The organism is Sulfolobales archaeon, from assembly GCA_038881635.1.
GTDB lineage: Archaea > Thermoproteota > Thermoprotei_A > Sulfolobales > AG1 > WYEN01.
On sequence record JAVZPJ010000002.1, the window covers coordinates 76,605 to 102,399 of the forward strand.

The window sequence follows — 25,795 nt, forward strand, 5'->3', positions numbered from 1 at the left end:
CTAAATCCGAAAAAATCTATTGAGGATCTCTATAATATGAAGTCCTCTTACTTCTTCTACTATAACACCTAGATCCTTAAGTTCTTCTGATAATAGCTTTATTCTCTGTTCAAGTCTTTCTCTAGCTTCATTCTCATCAGATCCCTCAGCGGATACGGATATTATCATGACAATATTATACGGGAGATCTCCTTCTAGAAGCTTCTGCTTAAGTTTTCTCAATCTTTCTATCTCTGTTAAAATCTTCGAATTAGTAGGATCGCTTTCTCTGATAATTTCTTTCACTTGAATAACCGAATCTATTCTATCTATTATCTTCTTCCTATCAAGAGGTATGAATGATATTCTTATATCTATCGGAAACGGTTTTGATAGAATCTTTACATAGGCATTTAAAAATCTACTTAACTCGTGTTCTTGAAGTTCGTCAAGAGACCTTGTCACATCCTTTACTATTAGAAATCCTCTAGCAATACATCCCTTATCATCACAACCTGCTAGATAGCTGCCTCTGATCCTTATATCTTCAACTCCAAATATATGCTTTAGATATCTTTCAAACATCTAGCTTAACCTCGTGAGAGTCTCTCTAAGATGTAGAGCATGATGCAAAGCACTTTGTAGAAGCTCTCTAAAATCTCTAGGTCTTATTAGAAGAATCTCTCTTAAAACTCCATCGAATAACTCTATAGAAAGTTCTTTCGAGAGATCAGGTTCTCGTACTCTTATTATATTGATACCTTTTTGAAGTTTTCCAAAACCTTCTAAAGAGCCATTGTAGAGAATGTAATAGCTGTCTGAAGATACCTCTACTAGAATCTGTAATTCTCTTGGTAGTATTATCACTCTGTAGTCTCTTAAGATCCTCTCTTCACTGCTCAGCCTAAGCATGTTTATCAGATCTTCTCTTCCAATTCTTCTAGGCTCTTCTAGATTTATCTTTCTAGAGAATCCCCACAGATAATCTTCTCCTGAGATCCAGAGATCTATCTTGGATCTTCCCTTACACAGATTCTTTTCAAAACCTAGATTTATTCTAATAGTACTTTCTTCACTTCTTCTCTCGAGAATTTTAGAGTACTCGTTGCATTTGATCTCGATCCTACTCTCATAACTTTTAAGATTCTTACCATCTATACTGATTACAATCTCTTCACCAGAGAAGTTTATGCTAGCGCTAGCATCTACTTCTACTAGATCTAATTCTCTGGAATCTAATACTTTCTCGAATTCTCCACCAGAATCTTTAGCTACTATAGAGATCTTATATCTAGACTCATAAAAGCTATTGATATGCAGATCTCGATCTATGCAGTACTCTAAGATTCTACTAGATTCTAGATCTTTTCCACCTATATCCTTTTCAAGAACCCTATCTCTAGATTCCACGACTATCCTATAGTTATAATACTTAAAGATATCTGGATTCTCTATCGCGGTAGAGATCCTTAGCAGAGGTTTTCCATAGCATTTTTTATGAAGCCCTTTCCGAGAAAATTGAATATAGCCTTCAAGAATCTTAACAGGCTTGATCACTCTAGGAAGCTCTATCTCAACAATATCTGAGCCTAATAGAAAACCTGCTTTAAAAACTATTTTCTCCCCATCTACAGGGATCTGAGGTATTATTATAGACTCTGTGTTCCTCCTTATAATTCTACCTCTTAAAACCTCAGCCAGATCTATATCAGGGTATTCTCGTGGGATTCTTATAAAACCTCTATCATCTATCTCTCCTATTACAACTTCTTCTTCCGAGAAGAGATCTACTGAATATAAATGTTCTCGATCTATACAGTAGACATTCTTTCTATAACCAATACATCTTATGTTAGATTTCTTATCTACAGACTTCTTTCTAGAATTTTCAGGATCTAATATCTCCAGTCTATCTCCTCTCTCAATAACTACCCCGCCTCTGAAGAAGCTTACCAGATCATTTTCAGATAGTTTATCAAGAATCTTAGAGTAAGAACCTCTGAAGATTCTGAGTGTACCACCGATTCTTAGGATTATAGAATCTTCAAAACCACCTATAAACCGAACCTCTTCATCAGGATCGATCTTGGTTATATGCTTCATGCTACTCTCGCCATATAGCACAAGCCATCGTGTAAGATTATTAAGAGCTATGATCTGATCTTTATTTCTAGCTATCACACTTACAGGATCTGATATCTCATAGCTACCTTCAATATCTATCGCAAGAGTCTTCTCATTATTCAATACTACAGAACCTATACCATCACCCAGAAAACAGTCTGTCACTCTTCCGAAAACCTCCAGATATCTGAAACTTCCAAACTCCTCACCATATATCACGAAGCTTCTTCTACCTAGTTCTAATCCTACCACTGCGATGCCATCAGATCTTCTTACGCAGAAGTTTTTAATATCATATATTTTGTCGTTAAGTACCGCAGTTTTCCTCCTACTAGATATGAAGAGGATTCCTAATTCTCTAAAGTATACTGCTTCAAAGTATCTTACCGAAGAGATCTTATGTATGATATTGTTCTCATCAAAGTTCCTATAGAATTCTATCTCTCTACTCTCAGGTCTGTATACAGCAATCAGATCTTTGAATAAATATACTGGAATACCTCTTGATATTCTCGCCATAATAGAGCATTCACCTTCGCTACAACTTACTATTACTCCATTCAAATAATAGATCCATTCTCCTAATTGCGTGTCTATGCTGATATAAGGTCTTCTAATGATCCTCGGTTCACTTCTTCCATCAATATGAATAAGTCCGGGTCTATATGACGAGAAGTTTATTCTCAGATCTCTTGAAAGCAGTTCAATAGGTATGTAGAGACTTCTAAAATCTACCAGTTTATAAGGTTTTCTAATTTTAACAGCATTCATGACGCTCATCGAAGGGAACCTCCCATAAGTATTAGGTAAAATATAAGCTGTAGAGATCCGATGAAACCATTTAGAAGTTCATCGAATAAGATTTTTGATGCTACCAGTGATGATGATATAAGTGCTATAACGGATAGATCTATTATGATCTCTTTATTCATTATGATTCCAGCCACCTGCGAGAAGAGTAGTGGTTGCATGAAAACTATTATAAGTGAGAACAGGTTATGGATCATATAGTTTCTATATGAAGAGTATAATTCAAGAATCTTTTCACAGAACTTATCATAGAGATCGCTAGCTATACTTCCAGCTTCTCTCATGAATCTCATAGCGAATAATATATAACCGCTTAACCATGTTCTGAAACTTCTCTTAAGCTTTTGATCTTCATTGAAATTACCTAGATCCTTGAAAACCCTTACATGAGACTGAGATCCTATTATAAGATTCCTGACTAGCATTAGTTCTCTCAAAATATCTACAAAGAGTTTTACCGATGGTATGCTAGCTATGAGTATAGCAAGCGAGTATAGCCCGAGATTAGAGATCACAAACTCTTTCACAGAAGATATAGCTTTAAATCCGCTACCCATAAGGATCAGAATTGCCGGGGTTATTAGAAGAGATAAAGAGATGTAACCTGATAGAGAAGCTATTCTACTTCTTCTTATAATCCTCATAGGCATAGGATGTCTAGGTATTATCAATGATAGTATTAGAGATATCGCAAGCATGAGAGTTTCAGAATACATCACTATATAAACCCCGTAGATCACTGAGAGAGTTGTTACTATTATAGCTACTATGGTATAGACTGTTAGAATCATTGTAAGAATACTGACTTTAGCTGATATGATTCTCTTATACCTGGCGTCAAGCTCTCTCATTATATCTTCAAGGAGTATCTCTAGATATACTCTCTGAGTTCCAAGAGATCTGTTCACAAGATAGTTTCTCATGATTTTTCTAAGCATTCCAGGAAGTATATTCTCTGACATAAGCCTTAGAGCTTCTGTAAAACCTGTGAATCTAGCTAAATTTCTTGCTTTGACAGCTATCTTTCTAGATGCTGTGAATATTCTGTACTCTCTAGAGTATTCTGAGATTTTATTCATAAGATAACCTATTTCATCACCTGATGAAGGAGATGAAGATGCTAATAGAATTAGATATGGAGTCTCTTCTTCAAGATCTCTCTTAAACTCTATGTATCTTATGAGGGGATTTAGGAGGAAGTATGAGAGAATCAGTGTGAAGGTTAGAAGAGTCATCTTAAGTGGTGCTGTATAAGTCCAGGCTGCGAACATTGTCTCGGGTAGTAGTATCAGGATTGATAGTAGCGTTGCCACTCCTATCATTATATAAGCTCCTCTCCTATACACCCTCAGATCTAGAGTTGGCTTGACTATGATATAGATCCTTTTAAGACCTAGAAGAATTTTTTGAGCATTAAGCATGCTAAATACCACTTCTAATAACTTTCGGCACTTTTCTTCAAGGCTTCTCCCAGGTGGTAGCTTCTATAGATAATACTACGCTTGTTAAGATCCTCAAGATAATTATAGATCCTTCTAATTCTTATACTATTAATCCCAGGTATTATCTCATCTATGAACTTAAGGATCCTCTTATTATTCTCAATACCCAGCACCGCTATAGATCTGATAGACGACACCTGATAAGGCTTGAGAGATATAGGTGGAGACATAAGTCTCGTAATAACTTCTCGAGAAGATCCTCCGTGAAACGTTGTTAAAGCTCCTAAACCCATGTTAAGAGCTTGAGCAAGGATCTTAGCTTCAGCGCCTCTGGTCTCACCTATGACGATAATCTTGTTTACGGAAGACCTTAGAGCAGCCTTGGTGAGGATATACTGATCCACTCTGGCTATACCTGTCTCATAAGTAGTGTATTTAACCCAACTACTATCTTGAGGGATCTCGATCTCTGGCGTATCTTCTATTATTATAACCTTCCAATTTCTAGGCACATAAGAATTAAGTATAGCTCTAAGGAGAGTTGTCTTACCACTTCCCGGAGCCCCTGCTATAACTAGGGATCCTCTTCTTAGTATTAATTCTCTGAAGTACTCTGCGACAGCTTCATTTATCATCTCTCTTCTAATGAGATCATCGATCGTTATTTTTCGCAAGATATTCTTTCTAATGGTCACTTCAATTCTTTCACCCGCCACACTAGGTCCTACGAGATGAACTCTATGACCTCCATCTTCTGTTGGTAGTTGTATGTCTAGTATGGGATTTACATGTGATATCGCCTTACCAACCTTGCTTGCTATAAGCTGTTGAATTTCTATAAGTTCACTGATATTTTCGATTCTAACATTAGACCTAACAAGATCCACCCTGGGATCTATTGATGTTATAAATGAATGTCTAACCCATATAGGTCCGACACCCGATATGCTTATATCTTCAACATAAGGATCTTCTAAGAACACTTGAAGCTTCTTATAGCCTAACTCCTCTTTTAATATATAGAATATGAATTCACTTTCGTCATTAAAGCCATTATATTTTTCTATGATTTCCCTGAGTTCCCGCTCTTTCATCACATGTGTGTCGGAGAGTCTTAGAATGAATTCCTCTTTCAGAGATCTGATTCTATGGCGGAATCTTGACTCAAGATCTCTATACCTATCCTGGATCCTTACCAGATACATGTATTCATCATTTATTTTAGCAAGAGAGATCCTGTATATACCGAGATCATATTCTAAAAGCTCTTCATAATTCTCTTCGGGAATATCTCCGCCTGGTAAAATATACTGCTTGCTGGAATCACTCTCTCTATAGATAGAATTATCCTGAAGCTCTTTTAATCTAGGACTGCTAAAAAATCTAGAAAAAAAGTTTATTTTATTAAACAGGTTCATCTTCTTCCACCTACTCATATTATTATGCTCCTAGTGCTTCAACACTTGTCTCAGAACCTGATCTGGTGCTAGAGATTATCGATATTATAACTTTGTCAATTACATAGCTAGTGCTACTACTACTTCTCAATATTATGGTAATGCTCTGACCAGGATCTATTCTAATGGGCAGGGTGTTCTGACCTAGTATTATGAAGCTAGAACCATTGATGCCGCTTATTACATCTACTTGTGGTTCTGAATTATAGTTATTCCTATAGACTAGCGTTATCTTTGTAATGTTGGCAGGACTTGATCCATCATTTGAGATCCTTAAAGTCACCAGAGTGTATCCCACGTAGCTTGTATCGTAAGATGCTCTGATCTTCTCAATAACAGGTAGCGTTGATATCTGAGAGTTTAGCCAAGATTGTAGGAGTATTACTGCAGGAATCGCTATCGCCAGTATGAGCAGTATCACAACCAGCTCGCTTATACCTTTTCTAATCCTTATATCAGATCTTTTTCTCATGTTTATCTCCATCATATCTAACCAGCTTATAAATCTGGAGAGGGATAGGTGAAAGTATTGGTGATTTCTCGCGTTTATATGCTTCAACTTTATACTTTTACAGAGTGTAGAGATAATGAGTTACAACGTAGATGATTATAATGAGCCTCCCTATGATTTTGAGATCGAAAGAATCGTAGAAGAGATTAAGAGAGTTAAAGCTAGGAAGATTCTGATACAACTACCTGATGGACTCAAGATCTATTCTAGGTATATATATGAGGAGTTAGCTAGAAGAGTTGATGTAGAGATCAATTTCTCAGGAGATAGCGCGTGGGGATCTTGCCTCTTAAACGATGTGGAATCTGAGAGAGGAGGATATGATCTTTTAGTACACATAGGTCATATGCCATATCCTTACTATAGATCTAGATCTAAAGTGTTATTCATACCAGCATACAGTAGAATTGATATAGATGAAGATCTTCTGAAGAAAGCTTCTGAAGAGATCGAAAGACATAATGCCAGAAAAATCGCTATCTTCACCACGATTCAGCATGAGAAGCTCTTACCAAAAGTTTCTCGCTACATGTCTCAGAGATATGAGGTTATATCTCCTAATAAAGGTCCTATCGTTATGGGTTGCGAGTATTCTTCCCCTATATCAGTTAGAGATAGAGTAGATCTATATCTTATAATATCTGGTGGGGTGTTCCATGCCTTAGGTCTAGGACTTGCGGTATACGGTAAGCCTGTTATAAAGATAGATCCTTACGAGAGAAAGATAGTGGATCTGAGCTATGAGATTAACAAGATATATAAGATAAGGATCTATAAGATCCATCAAGCTTCTGAGGCTAGAAATTGGATCCTTATAGATGGGGTGAGAGGACAGAATAGGTCTTGGTATAGAAAATATCTCGAAAACCTATTAAGAGAGAGAAATAGAGAATATATTGTGTATATATCGGAGATCATCAATAGAGATCTTCTTTATAATATTGATAGTAGATGGGCTGAGGCCTACGTAATACTCGCATGTCCTCGGATTCCTATAGACGATCTATGGGATTTTCCAAAACCTGTTCTGACACCAGGAGAAGCTAGGATAGCTCTCAACGGAGGTAGCAAAGGATATTCTTTCCCATGGTAGTATTAATATGAGAATATGTCTAAAAGAAATATTAGGTCGCTATCTTGCTCCCTATATGTATGTAAGCCACTTTCTATACCTGACAACCTTACCTCTTACAACATCATCATATAACTGTTGAAGAGCTCTTGTCACAGGACCTGGCACGCCCGGCCCGATCTTTATATTATCTACTTCAACTATAGGTGTCACCTCTGCTGCAGTTCCTGTGAAGAATGCTTCATCTGCTGAGTATAGCATTCCGAGAGATATATCATCTTCGAATACGTCGATTCCTAGTTCTCTGTCTAGAAGTATCTTTATAGTCTCTCTAGTTATTCCTGGAAGCACTGAGGCGTATAGAGGAGGTGTTATGGCTTTTCCGCCTTTTATAATAAATATGTTCTGACCAGGTCCTTCACTGACGAAACCTCTTATATCTAGCAGAAGTGCTTCGTCAAAACCTCTTACCTCTGCATCTACACTCGCCAGGTAACTATTGATATAATGTCCGGTGGCTTTTGCATTCATAGGAAGAGAATTTGGAGGGATCCTTCTCCAAGCAGATGTAACCACGCGAGCTCCCTTGGTGTAGGCTTCTCCAAGGTATCTTCCCATTCTGAGAACTCCTATTGCGAGTGAGGCTTTTCTAGAGGGAGGCTTGACTCCTAGCTTTGTTATGTTTAGGAACACGAGAGGTCTTATATAGCATTCATCAAATTTAGACGCTCTTACAGTATCTATAATGGCTTTCTCAACTTCCTCAGGAGCGTATGGAATCTCTAGCTTATATATCTTAGCTGATTCGAATAATCTATCGATATGTTCTTTCAATCTGAATATAGCAGTTCTACCATCATGAGTCTTATAAGCTCTTATTCCTTCGAAAACTCCTACTCCATAGTGGAGTGAATATGTCATAACATGGATCTTAGCTTCGTGGAATGGTATTAGCTCGCCATCAAACCACACATACTCACCAAAATCCCCTATAGGAGAGGACGTAGAACTCAAAAACCAGCTCCCTAGTAAAGAGTGTCTCAGAAGATAATAAATGTTTTAAAATGCTCTAGGATTCTAGTCTTCTAGAACTTCACCTAGATTAAGACTTCTAGGCATTGGAGGAAGAGATCTCTTGTGATAACTATTCTTATACCTTCTAATGACCTCATCAACTAGTTCCCTCGAGAAACCTAGGACCTCGATAACCTCGCTCTTCTTCATCTTGAGATCGAATAACGCATACATTATCTGATCTAGGATGCTGTAGTCTGCAGGAAGCTCATCTATGGCTTTATGTCCTGGATATAGTTGAGGTGATGAGGGCTTTGCATATATTCTCTCAGGAAGACCTAGCCACTTCCCCAGTTTTCTAACTTGTGTCTTATATAGATGTGTTATTACTAGAAAATCTGCGGCGCCATCCCCGTACTTTGTGAAGTATCCTAGAATATATTCACTCTTATCACCGGTACCGGCAACAAGATATTTTCTTGTATTCGCATACAAATAAAGTATGCATGTTCTAACCCTAGCTCTAAGATTAGCTATACTCATTTTATCAATAGTTTCTCCGGATTCTGACACCTTTCTTATAAAACTCTCTGTAATATCATCGATCGGTATTATAACTCTCTCGATTCCAAGATGATCTGCAAGCCATAGAGCGTCTTCAACGTCTTCTTTTGGTGTGAATGATGTGGGCATTATAACTCCTAGGATTCTTGAGGGTTCTATGCTATGAGCTAGAACCGTTGCAACAACAGAACTATCTACACCACCGCTCAACCCTATTGTAACACCTCTAGAGTTGCTTCTTGCCAGCATATCGTTTACGAATCTTGCTATATACTCGATCTCCTTAGTCCACTCTAGATCGGGGATCTCGATTCTTTTGTAACTCATGTTTTCTTCCTCGTTACTAGAAATAGATAGCAGATTAAATATGGTGATACACATTTTAACTCTAAAGGTCTTGAGCTAGATCCTTAGAATCTGGATCTTTACACATCTCTCTTCCATATAATTTCTATTAGCGATCTCTGATACTATCTTTAGAAAATACTCGTAGTCATTCACATATCTCATGAACTCTCTATAGCATTCCTCACTAAGTACATCTCTGAGTCTCATAATAAAAATACAGTTATAGCTTGCTATAGCGGATAGAATACCTCCACTTGTAAATAGATCTAGCGTTGTCTCAAGATCCTCTCTAGAGGCAAGACAGCTAGAACTAGGGTGTGTATGCACTACTGCTATAACCTCTTCAGATACTCTTGGTATGGTAATACTTCTTTCCTCGCCTTCTAAAAAGATCCATGTACCTTCTCTCAGAAGAATACCCATGTATTCTCTATCTAATTCTCTTGTTTTCCTCACATATATGGTTATAAGATCTTTTATTTCTTCTACTAAGAGCTTGTAGATCCTATCAAGGTATGTGTCTAAATTCTCGAGAGAAATTCTTATCAGATTATCATCAGAGATAGAGTTAAGATCTATTCTGTCTAAACCTAGATCCTTTGCTACCCCTCTTAATACCTCCTCAGGAATATTATCTTCACAATCTCTAGCTCTTATAATGATATCTCTCCCGAATCTCTCTGCAGAGATCTCTATAGATTTGCACGAATACTCTTCTATAAGATCAAGTGATGTGTCTAGAATTTTCATTAGTTTAGAGATCTTAAGAGCTCTCTCAGTTTTATACTCCGAATACTCTCTCATAGTACTTCCTTAATTCTAAATATAGCTCCTCTACATATAACTATAGAGTGAAAGAGTCTGGGGGTGTAGATTATAAACCTATTCGCGCTATATCTGGTAATCCTATCAGTAAACCTCTTCATACTACTCGCCTACGCAGTAAGACTTGTACTCAGACCCGAGACTCTGGTTGAGGATATAGAGAGACTAAGCAAGTATGCGAGCAGATCCTCTATAAGAAGCTCGAGAAAAAAGAAAGAGATAATCTCAGTCAGAGCAAGCCTGATCAGGAGAAAGCTTTTCGCTAGAACTCTCACGTCAGCATTCATACCCGTGCTAGGCATGTTTATCATAATACTCTATATATCCTCATTTTATGGAGAAGCCTCTCTAGCAACAAGATCTAGCTGCGCTCTTCCACCTCCCATAGAGTTCTATACCGGAGGAGAATGCTATATAGTATCGGTCTGGATCGTATTTCTAAGCTTTCTAGCTATAATGCCCTTATACAATCACCTATCAGGATTCGACCTCTTAAAGACTTCTGAGAGTAAGTAGGCATTGTGAAGAAAATATGAGAATCAGATTAACCTGGTATGGGGAGATTCAATTTCAGATATTCTACAAGCTCTTTATATCTGTTTCTGACCGTAACCTCTGTCACACCAGCTGCCACAGCTATCTCCTTCTGAGATCTCTTCTCATTACTTAGTAGCGTTGCAATATACACAGCTGCAGCCGCTATTCCTGCAGGATCTTTTCCAGCTCCTATTCCTGTATTTCTTATCTTGTTTATAATATCTTTGGCAATAGCTTCTACGGAACCGCTTAATCCTAGCTGAGCCACTATTCTAGGTATGTATAATGTTGGATCAGGCTTTGGAATCTCCACATTGAGCTCCTCCCAATTAAGCTCCTTCCATAGAAGTCTATAGCATCTTGCTATCTCTTTTCTATCACTTCTCGTGTATTTAACTATTTCATCAAGAGATCTAGGTGTTCTCATGATCCTGCATGCAGCATATAAAGCTGCAGCTACAATACTCTCAATAGCTCTACCTCTTACAAGACCTGATTCAATAGCTTTCTTATATATTATAGCAGCCTGATCTATAACCTCCTTAGAGAGTCCTAGAGCTGAGGCTAGCTTGTGAAGTTCTTCATAAGCCTGGGTGACATTTCTATCAATAGTATTCTGAACCTTAGCTCTCAGCTGTAGTTTTCTCATTCTCGCATACTCTATCTTCTTCTTCAGATCCAGCTTTTTACCAGTTGCGTCTTTACCACCTACATCAATAACACTTGTAACATCGCTGCCCTGAAGTATTGGAGAAACAGGAGATCCGGCTCTAGCTCTTCTCTCCCTCTCCTCACTAGTATAAGCTCTCCAATCAGGACCTACATCTATAAGTCTTTCTTCGATAACCTCTCCTGTGTCTACACAGATCTTCTCTCCTCTAGCTTCATCATATATGATCCTGCCAGAGGGACATGGAGATCTCTCTTCACGCTTAACATCCTCGGAAGAAGTAGCCTGACTATAACTCATTATTATTCACCTTATTATATTAGCCATTAAAATATGATGTTTTTCAAAGCTTATAAAGATAACTACTCATCCTCTCGATCTTCCTATTCTTCGACTATTACACATACTGTTCATAATAACTATCTCTTAGGAGGTTTAAATTATTGTATCATTCGCCTATAGAATCTCTTCTTATGGTAGTGAAGAAAATTGAAAAGAGGTTCTCTCTCATATCACTAGATATTAGATCTCTGAAACCTGAGAAAATACTATATTTGAAGTCTTAGCATTTATAGCGATCTGTAGAATTGGATAAATGATAGGATGGAAGATCAGATCTAAAAACGATCTAGACAATATCTATCTAGTATCCTCCTAATCACTCCTGTGGTCGAGTAATTGTCTATTCTTGTAGGCATTCTCATTATAGTTATATTGCCTAGATTTCTGTTTCTTAGTTCTCTAACTAGATCCTCTTCGTTAAAGACTTGATCCGGACCTAGCAATATTATATCAGGTCTAACTCTTTCAACACTTCTCAAGACATCTCCTTCGTCTCCTAGAAATGCTTTGTATACATATCTAACAGCTGAGACAACTTCAAGCCTCCAACTCTCTGGATTAACAGGCTCTCTACCTTTGAAGCGTACTACGTTAGCATCTCTAGCTATAGATACATATACCTTCCCATACTCCGAAGCCTTCTTGAGAAGCGCGATATGACCTGGATGGACTATGTCGAAGGTTCCTCCCACAAATACTATCTTCTCATCAGCAGGTCTAGACCATTCAAATGAGGTGTAGCCGAGCATTCTAAGAGCGTCTAAAAGCCCCTCGGCATATGAAACAGCTACTAATCCTGTTTCGTAGTCTTCTTTATCAAGGTAGTATCTTGCATCCTCATAATATCTTCTAGCTTCTTCAAGTACTTTCCTCGCATTTAGATCTCCTGAGAAGTTTCTTTCAGCTTCTTCAAGTACTTTTCTCATCTTGATCAGATATCTTCTGAGTCTCTCTCTAGGATTCCTGCTGATCTCCTCACCCATGATCGTAAACCTCTTAGACACTCCTGAGATATTATCTAGCGTAAGAAGTTATATTGTAATAGGAGAATTCTTTAAAGCTGGATAAATAACTTAGTTTTGGAGTGCCTGAAATGACATTCAAAGAAGGGGATTTTCTACTAGTAGACTACTCGGTATTCGTAAGAGACACGAATGAGCTTATAGAGACAACTAGAGAGGAAGAGGCTAAGGAGAGAGGCATATATAGAGAGGGCGAGATCTATAGACCTAAGCTCATTATAATTGGCGAGGGTAGAGTGGTTAAAGGCTTCGAAGAAGCTCTGATAAACTCTGAAATAGGAGTTGATAACGAGATAGTCATAGAACCTCTCAAAGCATATGGAGAGAGAGATCCTGATAAGGTGAAGATTTATAGTCTAAGAGAACTTGCTAGAAACAACATAATTCCTGAGGTTGGAAAAGTAGTAGAGGTGGGAGGCTCTCTAGGAATTGTGAGGAGCATATCCGGAGGAAGAGTTGTGATAGATTTCAACCATCCGCTAGCGGGTAAGACTCTTCTCGTAAAATATAAGATAGTTAAAAAGATAGAGGATATCTCAGAAAAGATAAAACAACTCATAATGAGAAGATTCACGAAAATCCCTGAAGATAGAATAGTTATAAGAGTAAGTGAAGAAGAAGCAAAAGCAGAGATCGACACACCAGAAGAAATATTGTTTGCAGAAGATCTTCAGATAGCGAAGTCGGTTATCGCAGGAGACATATTCAAACATTTACCACAGATAAAACATGTTGTATTTATAGACCACTTCTTCAAGAAATCATGAGTAGAAGTCCTTTTAGATGAATATAAAGATCTTTCACTACCTACTACAAAAGCTTTTGGGTTTAATGATTGTTTATATTAGCTTTATCATTTTTCTGCTACAGGCATCATCTAGATCTTTTCTCTCGTTTCATGAGATGTAGAAGTACTCTGGTTTTCACATTGAAACTAGAATGAGCTAAACCTAGTTATAAGAATTCAGATCTTTCTTTTTGGTGTTATGTTTTTAGGTCTCAAGTTATAACTCTTACACCTTCTACACTTAATAGCTGTAGGCGGATTTATAGCTCCACATCTTCTACAGATCTTCTTCTTAAGACTTCTCTCTATAACTATTGAAGCTAGCTCTGGTGATACAGGCATGTTTCTCACGACCTTTAATCTCTTATGATTAGTGATTAATAAAGCTATATCCTCTCTAACATATTTTAAGCATTTTCACAAGCCTGGAAGAAGTGCTCAGGCTTGCATCCTACTATTCTCTCAATCATCAGAGAATTTTTAATAAGATCTAATATAATCAAACTAAAAATTTTAAAGCACTCGAGAGGGTTAAGAAGAATTATGTGATACCCTCTGGAGTAGGTGATTGTTTTTAAAGGTTTTCGCTAAAGATTCAGAGATCTATCTTTTTGCTTTTTAGCTGCTTATCAAGATTCTACAGGTTCTTATATGGTGTTTTAGCATCATATTAGAGGGTGTGTTTCTATGAGAAGTCTCGCAAGGATTTTTATATTGATCTACATAGCAATTGTTGTAGGAATCTACTTCTATCAATTTCTTAACATGGTACTGTACGAGGTCTTAGGATCTTATCCAGCTGAGCAAGCCAGATTACTCTCTATGCTACTTGCATCAATTCCTCCCTCAATACTAGCAACAATAGCTCTGAGAATGATTATAGGAGAGATATGGAACGCCATCAGCAATCTTCAGGCGAGTAGTAACAGAATCAATAACATGATTGATGCATACGCACTAGTTATGAAGAGATACGAACAAGACCTAGGAGATATAAGAGAAGCGCTGGAAAATATCAGAAGAAGAGAGAGCGAGATAGGTTTGAGACTTAGCGCTCTTGAGAAGATAACCTCTACACTCGTAGAACTTTATACAGAGCAAAGATCTTCTGGAAAAGGCTAGCTATATAGATTGTCTGCTACTTCTCTCCCTAAGCTTTCTAGCTAGTTCTTCGGCTATCTGATCCAGTGTCTTGCCTCTTACATCTATCCCCTCCTTTATGGCTGCAGCAACTATAGGATGAGAATAATCTAGCTGAGTCTCAGGCTGTGGGATTGTAGGTTGCTGAGGCGGGGCAGGAGCAGAACTCTGTTGAGGTCTTCCTCCTTCCTCGAAAGCTCTTCTCCACTCTCTAAGAGCTTCGGCGGTAGCTCTGGCTAGTTGAGGCAGTTTAGAAGGTCCTAGAAGAAGTATCAGAACTAGGATTCCTAGCCATAGAAGAGGATCTGAAAGACTTACCATGGGACTCCCAATAATAGAATTCGATAGAAAGATAATAAATAGTGGATTATTCTAACTTTTCTAAGCTAAGTTTCAGAACTTTCTATAAGAGAGAATCAATAGATATAAGGTGATATAATGAAACCTGAAGAGAATAGATTCTATTTTTATAACAATTTCGGAGAAATAGATCCTGCTGTGAACCTATATAAGATACGACTTCAACATATGATGTGAGTATGTGAGAGGTGTTTAAAACTGCCTCGGAAGAAAGTTGTAGGGATTGCCGGGAGATTCGGAGCTAGATATGGATCTTCTCTTAGAAAGAGATGGAAAGCTGTTATGGAGAGAAGATATTCAGAATATAGATGCCCATACTGTGGTAAGATCTCTGTACTTGAGAGAATCGCTGTAGGCATATGGAGATGTCCTAAGTGCGGTGCTACATGGGCTGGAGGAGCTTACACCCCCACTACAGAGGTTGGCTCGACAATAACAGTAGTTAAGGCCGAGAAACCTCAATAAGATCTTTAGATCGAGTTTTTGTGAAATGCTTCTTATAACCACAAGTAGGAGAGCGAGTAGGAGAAGCAGATCTCTTGCAAGAGATCTTAGCAGGATAGTTAACTCCCAAAGAATTAACAGAGGAAAATTATCTCTAAAAGGAGTTATGGCAGAGGCTTTAGTAAGAGGATGTAAGAGAATTCTCATAGTGAATACCTTCAGAGGAAATCCTGGGAGTATAGATATATATGCTATAGAATCATTGGAGACAGGATCCTTACAAGAAGAAAGTTTAGAAAGATACACTATAAGGCTTAGAGGAAGGATCATATTAAGAAGTGTGAGACTTAGCAGAGAGATCTCTGGAAGAAGTTGTGGGATAAAAGATGTATTTATTCTAGATAGAAGTAGCTGTACTAGTGAGACATGCGACAAGCTAATCATGCTGCTGAAAGAGATCCTACCTATAAAGGAGGAAGAAAGATCTATAGATGTATACAACTGGATATATTTAAAAGAATCACATGATTCTATTCAAGTATCTTTCAAAAATAATCGTGGAGAGATCTGCGGTCCGATTATTAGCGTTGCTAAAATTATTCTCTATGACCAAGGTTCTTCTCAAGAACTCTATATACAGCGCTGAGTAGGTATACATAGGTGTTTAGAGCTGCTCTGAGAGATGATATATCTCTCGAGTGGATCTCTATAACGATTCTATCCTCAAGCTCCTCTATAGATACCTTAACTCTACTAGGGTTGGGAGGGTCTAAGGTTTCTGGATATAGAGATCTGTAGAGTGCTCGAGCTAATTCTCTCCCATCACATCTAATCTCTATAAAGGCCTTATGCTTAAAAATACCATCCTACCTCTTCTGACTCATCTCATCCTGATACATCATAAGAGCTTTTGCAATATCTCCTCCAGCTTTTATCAGAAGTTCTCTAGCTTTCTCTCTATCAAGTCCTGTTTGCTCCATGATGAATCTTATGTCATCTTCATTTATCTCACTCTTCTCCTGTTTAAGATCTATTATGCTTTCTTTCTCAGCTATTATCTGATAGATCTTCTGACCTCTAAATTCCATAACAAGGATCTGGGCGGGCTCTACTATTATCTCTTTATCTTCGGTTTCTATGATAATGCTTTTCACATTCTCCATATTAGATACCTTAACACCTAGTTTTCTAAGCTGCTTCTCCAGATCTCTTGTGAACGGGATCATAATCTCACAATCATATTATAAACTCAGAAATTATATTAATAACAGATAGCAAGCGTAAGAGTGAGACGTGATTGAAGGATATATTGGTAAGGATACTCGGTGGAGGAAGAGAGATAGGTAGAAGTGCTATATCTATTGAGAGCGGGGGGAGGAGTGTTCTCTTAGACTATGGAGTTTCATTCGATGAGAGAGACGTACCAATACTACCTCTTACAATACCTCCATCAACTATAGATGGAATAGTCATTACCCATTCCCACCTAGATCACGTAGGATCAGCGCCTCTAATGTATATCTCTTCAAAACCTATGGCTTACACAACACCTCTCTCGAGAGAGATAAACAGGGTCATGTTAGAAGATTTCTATAGACTCTCATCATACTATCTACCATTCGAACACAAGGAGATAGAGGAATTCCTCCTACATACGAGAACTCTGAGTTTCAATAGCGAGATTGATATAGGATCTTGGAAGGTTATTATAAAAGATGCCGGGCACATACCAGGATCTCTAATGGTTCTACTTGATAGAGGTAGTAAGAGGATACTCTACACAGGGGATGTTAACACCATAGCTACTAGACTAGTGTCTCCAGCAGATCTCTCAGGGGTAGATGCTGAAGTTCTGATAATGGAGGGGACTTATGCTAATGCTGAACATCCAGAAAGATCTTCTGTAGAAAAAGATCTAATAGATTCTATAAGAGAAGTTCTAGACATAGGAGGTACAGTGCTTATACCAGCATTCAGCTTAGGAAGATCTCAGGAGATCTTAATGTTATTAGCAGAGAAGATGCCACATGCAGAAGTATTCTACGATGGAATGATCAGAGAAATTACCGAGTTATTCCTACAGTATAAGAATTATATTAATAAACCAGAGCTACTTGAGAAAGCCGTAGAAATATTCACGGAAGTAAGTGGATGGGATATGAGAAGAAAAGTTTGGAGAGAAAATGGCGTGATCATAGCCAGCGCTGGAATGCTCAAGGGAGGGCCTGCTCTCTACTATCTTAAGAGGCTTAGTGATAAGAAGAACTCGGCCGTGTTCTTAGTAAGCTTCCAGGGTAAAAATACGCCAGGAAGAATGCTTCTCGAACGAGGAGTATTCATGGAGAACGGTCCTAGAGTTGTTGCACGAGTTCAATGGTTTGATTTCTCATCTCATGCTGGTTTTTCAGGTCTTATGAGTATTGTGAAGAATCTTAAGAGTCTTGAAAAAGTAGTGATAGTACATACAGATCCTTCTTCTGCGGAGTTTCTCAAGAGTAGAATTGAAGGAGAACTCGGCATAGATGTAGAGATACCGGCGGTTGGGAGTGTTATTGAGATAAAATAGAGCTGGGATCTCTCAGAATTTTAAGATTTTAATCCCCGGTTTTAAAATTCAGTATTCATTCTAGAAAGATCTGATTTGTAGGAGAGTTTCAACACTTGTTCTAGGCAGAATTTCTACAAGTAGATTCAAAGCTTATATTTTAATATCTCGCGTTATATAGGGTGGGAATTATGAAGAGAAAATCCGATGCTGAAAAAGATCAACAAATCAAAGTTGATGAGAAAATGCTTCTTGAGAAAACACTCAAACCCGTATACATAGATCTAGAGGGTAGAGAACTTGTGTGGCTCGATGTAAGTAGAATACCGTGGGAGGAGACCTGGATCAGATCTAGTGATATCGAGAGGATATCTAGAGCTATTGAGAATATGGAGATCCGAGGAGCACCAGCAATAGGAGTTGCTGCAGCTCTCGCATTAGGAGTGGTAGCCTTAAGAAGCAGAGCTTCTTCTACTTCGGAGTTTGCAGAGGAGATCAGAAGAGCTTCAGATAGACTTTCTAGAACAAGACCTACAGCATTTAATCTGTTCTGGGCTCTAGAGAGGATTAATAGAGTGGTTAGAGATGGTGTTGAGAAGAATCTCTCTATAGATGAGATCAAAAGGAGTGTTGTTGAGGAAGCTTTAAAAATACAGAGAGAGGATCTAGAAGCTAACATAATGATAGGAAGGTATGGGTCAGAGCTTATAGAGGATGGAGATACCATACTCACACACTGCAACACAGGTTCTCTAGCTACCTCCGGTTTTGGCACCGCACTAGGAGTTATAAGATATGCATGGGCTCAGGGTAAGAGAATCAAGGTTATAGCTACGGAGACCAGGCCTGTTCTCCAAGGTGCTAGACTCACTGTATGGGAGCTACGCAGAGACGGGATACCTGTCACTCTTATAACTGACAACATGGTTGGATATGTCATGAGTAAAGGTCTTGTTAACAAGGTTGTAGTGGGAGCTGACAGAGTTCTGAGAAGCGGTCATGTGATCAACAAGATCGGAACGTTCTCAATAGCAGTTTTATCCTCTTATCATAAGATACCCTTCTACGTAGCAATACCTCTAAGTACACTGGATCTAAAGAATGACATTAGTAGAATAGTGATTGAGGAGAGGAATCCCGAAGAGGTCAGAAGCGTTCTAGGAAAGATCAGTATAACAGTAAGAGATGTAGAAGTTCTTAATCCAGCATTCGATATAACACCACCAGAACTTGTCACAGCGATCATAACAAACAAAGGAATAGCAAAACCTCCCTTCGAAGTCTCATTAGATCTTTTAGGGAGATCTTAGAAGTATCATTTATGAAAAACCGGTCTCTAAAAGAAAAATTATGATCCTTATTACTTCTTCTCATGCAGCCAACATGCCGAGTAGTGCCCTGGCTCCACCTCAAAGAATGAAGGATCTTCTCTAGAGCATTTTTCCATAGCATAGAGACATCTAGGATGAAATCTACATCCAGGAGGAATATTTATCGCGCTGGGAACCTCGCCTTTTATAGGCACATCTTTTATAATCCATCTACCTTTAGGATCTGGTTGTGGTACTGCTATTAATAGCGCTTGGGTATATGGATGTGCTGGATTCTTTATAACCCTCTCCGCAGGACCTTGTTCGACGATTCTTCCTAGATACATTATGTTTATATAGTCGCATATAACGCTTGCAACCGCGAGATCATGTGTTATGAATAGATATGTAAGTCCTTTGGAATCCTTTAGATCTAGCATTAGCTTGAGAATCTCACTTCTTATAGATACATCAAGCATTGAAACAGGTTCATCGGCAACCACAACCTTAGCTCCCAGGATCATAGCTCTGGCAATGTTAACTCTCTGTCTCTGGCCGCCTGATAATTGAAATGGGTATAGATTTAGAAACTCCTCAGGAGGTGTTAGCTTGACATCTCTTAAAGCTCTTACAATCATCTCAAGTCTTTCATCTGGTGTGTCTCCTATCCCATGTATTATCAGAGGTTCTTCAAGTATTTCTTTAATAGTCATTCTCGGATTCAAAGATCCGTAGGGATCTTGGAATATTATCTGGAGCTCTCTTCTAAGCATCTTATAGGCTTTTCCAGATACATCGGTTATATCATAGAACCCCTCTTTCGATGGTATCTTCTCCTCTTCTAAAACTTTAATAATCTCATCGGAAGAAGGTTTGTAATAGATCCTGCCATTAACAGGTTTTACAAGCCCTATAATTGCTCTTCCCAATGTTGTCTTCCCACATCCAGACTCTCCTACGAGACATGTTACCTTGTTCCTTGGCAGGTATAGAGTAACCCCATCAACTGCTTTAACACTTCTACCACTTCTGAACGTGATAATCTCTGTAAGAGATCTTGCTAGTGAGAAATATACTTTTAAACCCTCTCCATATAAAACAACTTCTCTCAAAAGATCTCGTGACATCAGCTACCACCTCTCTCATAGAGCCAGCATGACACAAGCCTCTCTTTCCCTACAGGTATGCTAGGAGGCTCTTTGACACGGCATATATCCATCACGTAAGGGCATCTGGGATGAAATCTACATCCGGGAGGTGGTGTTCTCAGATCCGGAGGATTTCCAGGGATCCAAACAAGCTCTCTCTTCCCACCCAGTCTAGGTATACTTGCTAGAAGTCCTTTAGTGTATGGGTGCATAGGCTCGGTATAGATGTCATCTGAGATTCCTATCTCAGCAATCTTACCGCCATACATTATAGCTACTCTATCAGCTAGCTCGGCAACTAGGGATAGATCATGTGTTATAAGAATTATGCTCATCTTCCTCTCTTGCTTAAGCCTCTTCAGAAGATTCAGTATCTGAGCTTGGACGACAACGTCAAGAGCTGTGGTGGGCTCGTCTGCTATTACAATATCAGGGTTTAAAGCTAATGCCATGGCTATTACTGCTCTCTGCTTCATACCTCCGCTAAACTCATGAGGGTAGTTATTAACCCTAGAAGGATCTATGCCAACAGATTTGAGAAGCTCCTTAGCCCTCTCTATAGCCTCCTTCTTAGTAGTATTCTCTTCATGGGCTAGGATCGCGTCTGCAATCTGATCTCCGATCCTCTTTACAGGATTTAAAGCATTCAGAGCACCTTGGAAGACCATGCTTATACGCTTCCATCTGATCTCTCTTCTCACCTTCTCCTCAGGAAGCTTCACGATATCAGTACCGTCAAGTATTATCTCTCCCTCCACAATTCTCCCAGGAGCTGGAACCAGCTTTATAAGACCATAACCTAAGGTGGATTTGCCAGAACCGGACTCTCCTACAATGGCGATCGATTCTCCTCTCTCGAGAGTGAAAGAAACACCGTCAACAGCTCTAACAACACCTCTTAAAGTAAAGTAATAGATCTTAAGTCCTTTTACTTCTAACAGAGGCATTTACATCAACACCTTATCAGCTGTTGCCAAATAACACTACCTAAGTTGAATAATAAACTTTTAAACTATAAATCTAGCAGAGTTCTACTAATCTCAGAATTTAAATACTACTCATACTTTCTTGCCATGAGAAGATCTCTCTATCTTAATGAAGAGAGATTCGCTCATGTCTTCATCTATAAATTCTTCTAGGAAGATGTCTTGAATTGCCACTCTTAAATCTCTCTTCATCCCACACATACCCTCTCTCATGATATCCTCTAGCCTCCCAGTAGCCATCTACATACCTATCTACAAACAGAATCTTTTGAAGCCATTTAGCACTCTTCCATCCATAGAGTTTTGGAATGAATATTCTCAGAGGAAAACCTTGTTCTATCGAAAGAGGTTTACCGTTGATTTCTAGAGCTAGAATTGCTTTCTCATCTCTAGCACTATCAATGTCGACTATGGTTGTGTATCCATCGAGAGATATTAGGTAGAGATATTTGGCATTCTCAAGAGGCTGGACAAGTTCTAGGATCTTCTTCATGCTCACACCTCTCCACCTTACATTCTCAACGCTCCATCCTGTGACACAGTGGAAGTCTTCAACGTATTCGGTATCGATCATCTCTTTCAGTTCTTTATATGAGAGAGATACTTTATTTCGAACCAGACCATCTATAACTAGCCTATAGCTCTCTAGATCCACTTTAGGAATTCCAAGCTCGGCATAAATTATGAATCTAGGGATCTTCTTCTGACCAGGAGGAAGCCTCTTCTCATTCTCCACAAAGGACACCAGATAGAAGTATTAAGAGAATTTATAAAAATCTCCATAGAGATTTTCTAAAGGAATTATATTTACATGAGGTTCAGCTCTTACACAGGTTTATATCGGTCGTTTTCATAATCTCATGACTTGTGAAATGGTATTTTATCTTTGTTACTCTAATAGTAGACATGATGAATATGGGCAGGATTAGTAGAAGAGATATAAGTAAGATCATGACTCTTGAGAAGATAGATCTGAGGATAGGTTTCAAAGGTATTTCAGAGGGTCTGAAGAAAGAGATTAAAAGAAGAATCGATGAGAAAGGATTTATGAAGGTAAAGATTCTGAAGAATGCACGCGATAAAGTTAGAGAAGAAGATATAGAAAGACTTGCAGAAGATATCGGGTGCAAGGTTGCATCTAGAAGAGGCTATGTATTTCTATTGGTGAGAAAAGATCTTATCTCTCGTAACAGAAGTTCTTCTACTTCTTCCTAATATTATATAGAGTGGTTATAATCACGATCCATAGTAACACTATTCTTGTAAAACTGATCCATTGGATAGGACTTGTTCTAAGATGAGGATCTGATGGTGGGATCCCTAGATATTGTGTGAATAGATCTGTTTTAAACCACAAGACCATTATAAGCATGTTAAGAAAATCGCTTGCGATCATCATGATTAGAGCTAGACCTTTCAGGACGAGATATAATGGTAGGATCATTATATTCATCTGAGGAGAGTAAACATAAGAGAAGCTTATAAGAGAAGCTATAGATAGGAAAGAGAGTGTATAGACCTTGGTATTAGTATCTAGAGGTGATTTGAAGCTCATGATAGCAGCAGAAACCAGTAGAGGAACTACAAGCATTAGAACCATAGATAGAATTCTAAAACCTGGATCCCATATGTTATCTGTGAACAATATGTAAAAACAGTTCTCACAATACCAGTTGCTATGATATACAAAGAAGTAGTCATATATTCTAGGAATGAATACCAGCATTAGCGATACGACGCCTAGCACTATGAATAACGAGAGAATTAAAGCTTTAAAACCTCTAGTGAGATCGTTCTTTTTATAGGAGTAGTATAAAAGTGCTAAAAATAATGGTGCGGTAAAGACTTTAGCAAGCACCGAGAGCGCTGCGAGAATGCTTGAGAGTATGTATCTATCTCTAAACATATACAGAAGTGATAGAAGAGCCAGGGACACCGCTACTATATCCCAGTTATACATCAGATAGTACACCATAGAGAATGAAGATATAGAGAGTATAGTTCTCAACATATCTCCTCCTACATATCTCAAAAGCCTTGAGATAGCATATACATAAGCCACATAGAATAAAGCGTTGAATGTGAAGAGCATGTACATGTGAAATCTAACAGGATCTTCTGTATGGATTATCCTTGTGATGAGAGAGGATAAAGCCCAAAGACCTCCCACAAGAGGGGGGTATTCAAATCTGAAGTCTATATATGGGATCCCATAGATTGTATCTCCTCTGCTTCTATCTAGAAGTATCGAGTATATATCGCTATAATACATTAGAACTCCGTGAAGATATACGGAGACGAATACTGTAAGAAACATAAGTATAAGGATTAGATTATCAGAACTACGATAAGATCTCTGATCTTGAAGCATGCAATGTCACCTAGAGAGGTTTATGTAAGAACTCACCAGTATCAGGAAGGATTCTATACCCTTTCAGATTTCTCGGAAGAAGCTCTCTAAACTCGATGCTTCTGAGAACTTCAATGAATTTCTGAACACTCTTCTTATCAATTCTATCTCTAGGTATTACAAAATCATAGATCTCCTCTGTAAGAGGTATGAAATCGAGATCGTATAGATCTGATACGGCTTCTATAGCGATCCCTACATCAGCTCTGCCTTGACTGACTGCAGCAGCAACCGCTGTATGTGTTCTCACTTCATACGTGTATCCTCTTATGATCTTCATAGGATCTTCTTTTCCTATGATCTTTTTTATCATAATATCAGTGAAAGTTCTGATTCCAGAACCCTTATTTCTGTTGACGAAAACAACATCATTTCTCAGAAGATCTTTGAATCCTCTTATATTCTTCGGATTACCTCTCCTCACCACAAAACCAATCCTTCTACCATAGCCTCTAACGAGATAAACCTCCTTTTCAAGCTTTAGCTTCCTAATCATAAAGAGATTATACTCTCCGCTTTCCTCATCTAACAGATGTGTCCCAGCCAGATCTGCTTCACCTCTTCTAACTGCATTCCACCCGTATAGGGAGCCTGTGTAGATGCTCTTGAAGCTTCTAAACCCTGAGAGTCTTAGGATCAGCTCAACACCTAGACAGTGGCTTCCTATGAAGTAGAGCTCTGGAACTTTTGATATATCTGTGAAGAGATTAACCTTCAACATCTCACCTTCATCGAGATACTCTCTATCTTCTGGAACTTCTATGAATCCGTCCGCTATGATCATGCTCATCACAGAGCCAGAACCTCTCTGGATAGGATATGCTACAAAGCCTTTGGATGTTTCAACAACAGCTACCGGTATGAACTCTCTCACGCCCTTGCCTACCTCGATCCTATGAGGTATTATTACAGTGGCAACACTCTTCCAATCTTCTAACCCATATAGCTTGAGCAGAGCTGGTTTTACCACTCTTATGAGTATCATCATAGATGAGAGAGGGAATCCGGGCAGACCTATTAGTAGTTTATTCTTGTATCTAGCTAGGAGAGTCGGTCTTCCAGGTCTTACTTTTATACCGTGGAATAATATCTCGGCTCCTATCTCGTTTGCAACCTTGTATGTAAGATCATTATAACCTGCTGAGGTGCCTCCGCTGGTGACAACGATATCAGATCTATCAAAAGCACTTGTGATCTTCTCAGTAAATTCTTTGAGATCATCTCTTAATATACCCTCGTAATATGCCTCGAAACCTAATTCTCTAAAGAAGCTTGTAATAGAATAACCGTTTATATCATACACCTTTCCAGCAGGTAGATCAGCTCCAGGAGGTATTAGCTCTACACCTGTTGAGAATACTGATATTTTCAGAGGCTCGTAAACTCTGATCCTATCTAATCCTACTGATGCGATTGTTGCTATCTCTTTAAATGTGATCTTGCTACCTTTTCTAATTATTAGATCTCCAGCTGATATATCAGAACCTGCTTGAGATATATTCTCTCCCGGAACACTACTTCTATAGACATAGAGATTGTCATCAGATCTTTTTGTGTACTCGATCATAACTATAGAATCAGCTCCTCTAGGAATCATAGCTCCTGTAGAGATTTCTATCGCGCTACCTTCTCTAACTTCTCCGAGAGGTATCTCTCCTACACTAACCCTACCGATAACTCTGAGAATCTTCGGCTCGATCTCGCTGGCGCCAGCTATATCGATAGACCTTACAGCATACCCGTCTACAGTACTTCTATCGAAAGGTGGATAGCTTGTTTTCGCGTATATATCCTCAGCCGCTATAAGCCCTAGAGAATCTAATAATCTTCTCTCACTAATCCTAGGATATCCAAGTTCTATTAGAGTTCTGTAGAGAATCTCGGTAGCTTCATCAACTGATACAAGTCTGTGAAAAACTATACCTCCTCTCATTATAATCCAATGATA

At 38.5% G+C, this 25,795-nt stretch carries 29 protein-coding genes; 10 read left to right on the plus strand and 19 right to left on the minus strand.

The window, feature by feature from the left end:
* Genes QXS89_02075 through QXS89_02095 form a run of 5 tightly spaced genes read right to left on the minus strand, consistent with a single transcriptional unit; the run spans window position 1 to window position 6,284 of the window.
* Window positions 1-564, minus strand: coding sequence for a hypothetical protein (locus tag QXS89_02075; protein ID MEM3830967.1), 564 nt, complete (start codon window positions 562-564; stop codon window positions 1-3).
* The gene (locus tag QXS89_02080) at window positions 565-2,883 is read right to left on the minus strand and encodes a hypothetical protein (protein MEM3830968.1); all 2,319 of its coding nucleotides are present in this window, start codon (window positions 2,881-2,883) and stop codon (window positions 565-567) included.
* Window positions 2,880-4,334: a hypothetical protein gene (locus QXS89_02085; GenBank protein MEM3830969.1), complete on the minus strand. Its 1,455-nt coding sequence runs from the start codon at window positions 4,332-4,334 to the stop codon at window positions 2,880-2,882. The genes QXS89_02080 and QXS89_02085 overlap by 4 nt, the downstream gene beginning before the upstream one ends.
* Window positions 4,335-4,348: 14 nt before the next feature.
* Window positions 4,349-5,791 carry a type II/IV secretion system ATPase subunit gene (locus QXS89_02090; GenBank protein MEM3830970.1) on the minus strand — a complete coding sequence of 481 codons (1,443 nt, stop codon included), beginning with the start codon at window positions 5,789-5,791 and terminating at the stop codon, window positions 4,349-4,351.
* Between the two features lie 4 nt (window positions 5,792-5,795).
* Entirely contained in the window at window positions 5,796-6,284 is a 489-nt protein-coding gene (locus QXS89_02095) for a hypothetical protein (protein MEM3830971.1), read from the minus strand.
* A 115-nt stretch (window positions 6,285-6,399) separates the two neighbouring features.
* Here QXS89_02095 and dph2 point away from each other — a divergent pair, with 115 nt between their 5' ends.
* Complete coding sequence (gene dph2, locus QXS89_02100; GenBank protein ID MEM3830972.1) at window positions 6,400-7,416, plus strand: diphthamide biosynthesis enzyme Dph2; 1,017 nt, start codon at window positions 6,400-6,402, stop codon at window positions 7,414-7,416.
* A 51-nt stretch (window positions 7,417-7,467) separates the two neighbouring features.
* Here the strand turns inward: dph2 and QXS89_02105 are convergent, their stop codons facing one another.
* From QXS89_02105 to QXS89_02120, 4 genes are all read right to left on the minus strand, one after another.
* On the minus strand, window positions 7,468-8,409 hold the full coding sequence (locus QXS89_02105) for a branched-chain amino acid transaminase (GenBank protein MEM3830973.1): 942 nt from the start codon (window positions 8,407-8,409) through the stop codon (window positions 7,468-7,470).
* Window positions 8,410-8,472: 63 nt separating this feature from the next.
* Window positions 8,473-9,300, minus strand: a complete 828-nt coding sequence (locus QXS89_02110; protein MEM3830974.1) for an NAD+ synthase — start codon at window positions 9,298-9,300, stop codon at window positions 8,473-8,475.
* A 75-nt stretch (window positions 9,301-9,375) separates the two neighbouring features.
* The gene (locus QXS89_02115) at window positions 9,376-10,125 is read right to left on the minus strand and encodes a hypothetical protein (GenBank protein MEM3830975.1); all 750 of its coding nucleotides are present in this window, start codon (window positions 10,123-10,125) and stop codon (window positions 9,376-9,378) included.
* Window positions 10,126-10,256: 131 nt separating this feature from the next.
* Window positions 10,257-10,448 carry a hypothetical protein gene (locus QXS89_02120; protein ID MEM3830976.1) on the minus strand — a complete coding sequence of 64 codons (192 nt, stop codon included), beginning with the start codon at window positions 10,446-10,448 and terminating at the stop codon, window positions 10,257-10,259.
* Between QXS89_02120 and QXS89_02125 the strand changes: the two genes are divergently transcribed.
* Window positions 10,438-10,662, plus strand: a complete 225-nt coding sequence (locus QXS89_02125) for a hypothetical protein (GenBank protein MEM3830977.1) — start codon at window positions 10,438-10,440, stop codon at window positions 10,660-10,662. The two genes, QXS89_02120 and QXS89_02125, sit on opposite strands and share 11 nt — an antisense overlap.
* Window positions 10,663-10,690: 28 nt before the next feature.
* Here QXS89_02125 and QXS89_02130 read toward each other — a convergent pair whose 3' ends face one another.
* A complete protein-coding gene (locus tag QXS89_02130; GenBank protein ID MEM3830978.1) occupies window positions 10,691-11,653 on the minus strand; it encodes a transcription initiation factor IIB in 963 nt (320 codons plus the stop codon).
* Between the two features lie 317 nt (window positions 11,654-11,970).
* Window positions 11,971-12,678, minus strand: a complete 708-nt coding sequence (locus tag QXS89_02135; GenBank protein ID MEM3830979.1) for a DUF357 domain-containing protein — start codon at window positions 12,676-12,678, stop codon at window positions 11,971-11,973.
* Window positions 12,679-12,788: 110 nt separating this feature from the next.
* On the opposite strand from QXS89_02135, the gene QXS89_02140 reads away from it, so the two are divergent.
* Complete coding sequence (locus tag QXS89_02140) at window positions 12,789-13,484, plus strand: FKBP-type peptidyl-prolyl cis-trans isomerase (protein ID MEM3830980.1); 696 nt, start codon at window positions 12,789-12,791, stop codon at window positions 13,482-13,484.
* Between the two features lie 197 nt (window positions 13,485-13,681).
* Here QXS89_02140 and QXS89_02145 read toward each other — a convergent pair whose 3' ends face one another.
* Window positions 13,682-13,846 (minus strand): 50S ribosomal protein L40e, encoded by a 165-nt coding sequence (locus QXS89_02145; GenBank protein MEM3830981.1) that lies wholly within the window; start codon window positions 13,844-13,846, stop codon window positions 13,682-13,684.
* 345 nt (window positions 13,847-14,191) lie between these two features.
* On the opposite strand from QXS89_02145, the gene QXS89_02150 reads away from it, so the two are divergent.
* Window positions 14,192-14,626, plus strand: a complete 435-nt coding sequence (locus QXS89_02150; protein ID MEM3830982.1) for a hypothetical protein — start codon at window positions 14,192-14,194, stop codon at window positions 14,624-14,626.
* Here QXS89_02150 and QXS89_02155 read toward each other — a convergent pair whose 3' ends face one another.
* The gene (locus tag QXS89_02155; GenBank protein MEM3830983.1) at window positions 14,627-14,965 is read right to left on the minus strand and encodes a twin-arginine translocase TatA/TatE family subunit; all 339 of its coding nucleotides are present in this window, start codon (window positions 14,963-14,965) and stop codon (window positions 14,627-14,629) included.
* Window positions 14,966-15,202: 237 nt separating this feature from the next.
* Here QXS89_02155 and QXS89_02160 point away from each other — a divergent pair, with 237 nt between their 5' ends.
* The 3 genes from QXS89_02160 to QXS89_02170 are packed head-to-tail and all read left to right on the plus strand — an operon-like array spanning window position 15,203 to window position 16,246.
* Window positions 15,203-15,469, plus strand: a complete 267-nt coding sequence (locus QXS89_02160) for a 50S ribosomal protein L37ae (protein ID MEM3830984.1) — start codon at window positions 15,203-15,205, stop codon at window positions 15,467-15,469.
* Window positions 15,470-15,494: 25 nt separating this feature from the next.
* Window positions 15,495-16,094, plus strand: a complete 600-nt coding sequence (locus tag QXS89_02165; protein ID MEM3830985.1) for a hypothetical protein — start codon at window positions 15,495-15,497, stop codon at window positions 16,092-16,094.
* 14 nt (window positions 16,095-16,108) lie between these two features.
* Window positions 16,109-16,246: a hypothetical protein gene (locus QXS89_02170; GenBank protein MEM3830986.1), complete on the plus strand. Its 138-nt coding sequence runs from the start codon at window positions 16,109-16,111 to the stop codon at window positions 16,244-16,246.
* A 68-nt stretch (window positions 16,247-16,314) separates the two neighbouring features.
* Here QXS89_02170 and QXS89_02175 read toward each other — a convergent pair whose 3' ends face one another.
* A complete protein-coding gene (locus QXS89_02175) occupies window positions 16,315-16,674 on the minus strand; it encodes a nascent polypeptide-associated complex protein (GenBank protein ID MEM3830987.1) in 360 nt (119 codons plus the stop codon).
* Between the two features lie 71 nt (window positions 16,675-16,745).
* On the opposite strand from QXS89_02175, the gene QXS89_02180 reads away from it, so the two are divergent.
* On the plus strand, window positions 16,746-18,014 hold the full coding sequence (locus QXS89_02180; GenBank protein ID MEM3830988.1) for an MBL fold metallo-hydrolase: 1,269 nt from the start codon (window positions 16,746-16,748) through the stop codon (window positions 18,012-18,014).
* 170 nt (window positions 18,015-18,184) lie between these two features.
* Window positions 18,185-19,303, plus strand: a complete 1,119-nt coding sequence (mtnA, locus tag QXS89_02185; GenBank protein MEM3830989.1) for an S-methyl-5-thioribose-1-phosphate isomerase — start codon at window positions 18,185-18,187, stop codon at window positions 19,301-19,303.
* A 50-nt stretch (window positions 19,304-19,353) separates the two neighbouring features.
* Here the strand turns inward: mtnA and QXS89_02190 are convergent, their stop codons facing one another.
* The 3 genes from QXS89_02190 to QXS89_02200 all read right to left on the minus strand — a co-directional run bounded on the left by QXS89_02190 (window position 19,354) and on the right by QXS89_02200 (window position 22,173).
* A complete protein-coding gene (locus QXS89_02190; GenBank protein MEM3830990.1) occupies window positions 19,354-20,430 on the minus strand; it encodes an ABC transporter ATP-binding protein in 1,077 nt (358 codons plus the stop codon).
* The gene (locus QXS89_02195; protein ID MEM3830991.1) at window positions 20,430-21,398 is read right to left on the minus strand and encodes an ABC transporter ATP-binding protein; all 969 of its coding nucleotides are present in this window, start codon (window positions 21,396-21,398) and stop codon (window positions 20,430-20,432) included. The genes QXS89_02190 and QXS89_02195 overlap by 1 nt, the downstream gene beginning before the upstream one ends.
* Window positions 21,399-21,570: 172 nt before the next feature.
* On the minus strand, window positions 21,571-22,173 hold the full coding sequence (locus QXS89_02200) for a sulfite oxidase-like oxidoreductase (GenBank protein ID MEM3830992.1): 603 nt from the start codon (window positions 22,171-22,173) through the stop codon (window positions 21,571-21,573).
* Between the two features lie 131 nt (window positions 22,174-22,304).
* On the opposite strand from QXS89_02200, the gene QXS89_02205 reads away from it, so the two are divergent.
* Window positions 22,305-22,652 (plus strand): hypothetical protein, encoded by a 348-nt coding sequence (locus QXS89_02205; protein MEM3830993.1) that lies wholly within the window; start codon window positions 22,305-22,307, stop codon window positions 22,650-22,652.
* Here the strand turns inward: QXS89_02205 and QXS89_02210 are convergent.
* Window positions 22,639-23,808: a hypothetical protein gene (locus QXS89_02210; protein ID MEM3830994.1), complete on the minus strand. Its 1,170-nt coding sequence runs from the start codon at window positions 23,806-23,808 to the stop codon at window positions 22,639-22,641. The two genes, QXS89_02205 and QXS89_02210, sit on opposite strands and share 14 nt — an antisense overlap.
* 10 nt (window positions 23,809-23,818) lie before the next feature.
* Window positions 23,819-25,780, minus strand: a complete 1,962-nt coding sequence (locus QXS89_02215; protein ID MEM3830995.1) for a molybdopterin biosynthesis protein — start codon at window positions 25,778-25,780, stop codon at window positions 23,819-23,821.
* Window positions 25,781-25,795 lie beyond the last annotated feature (15 nt).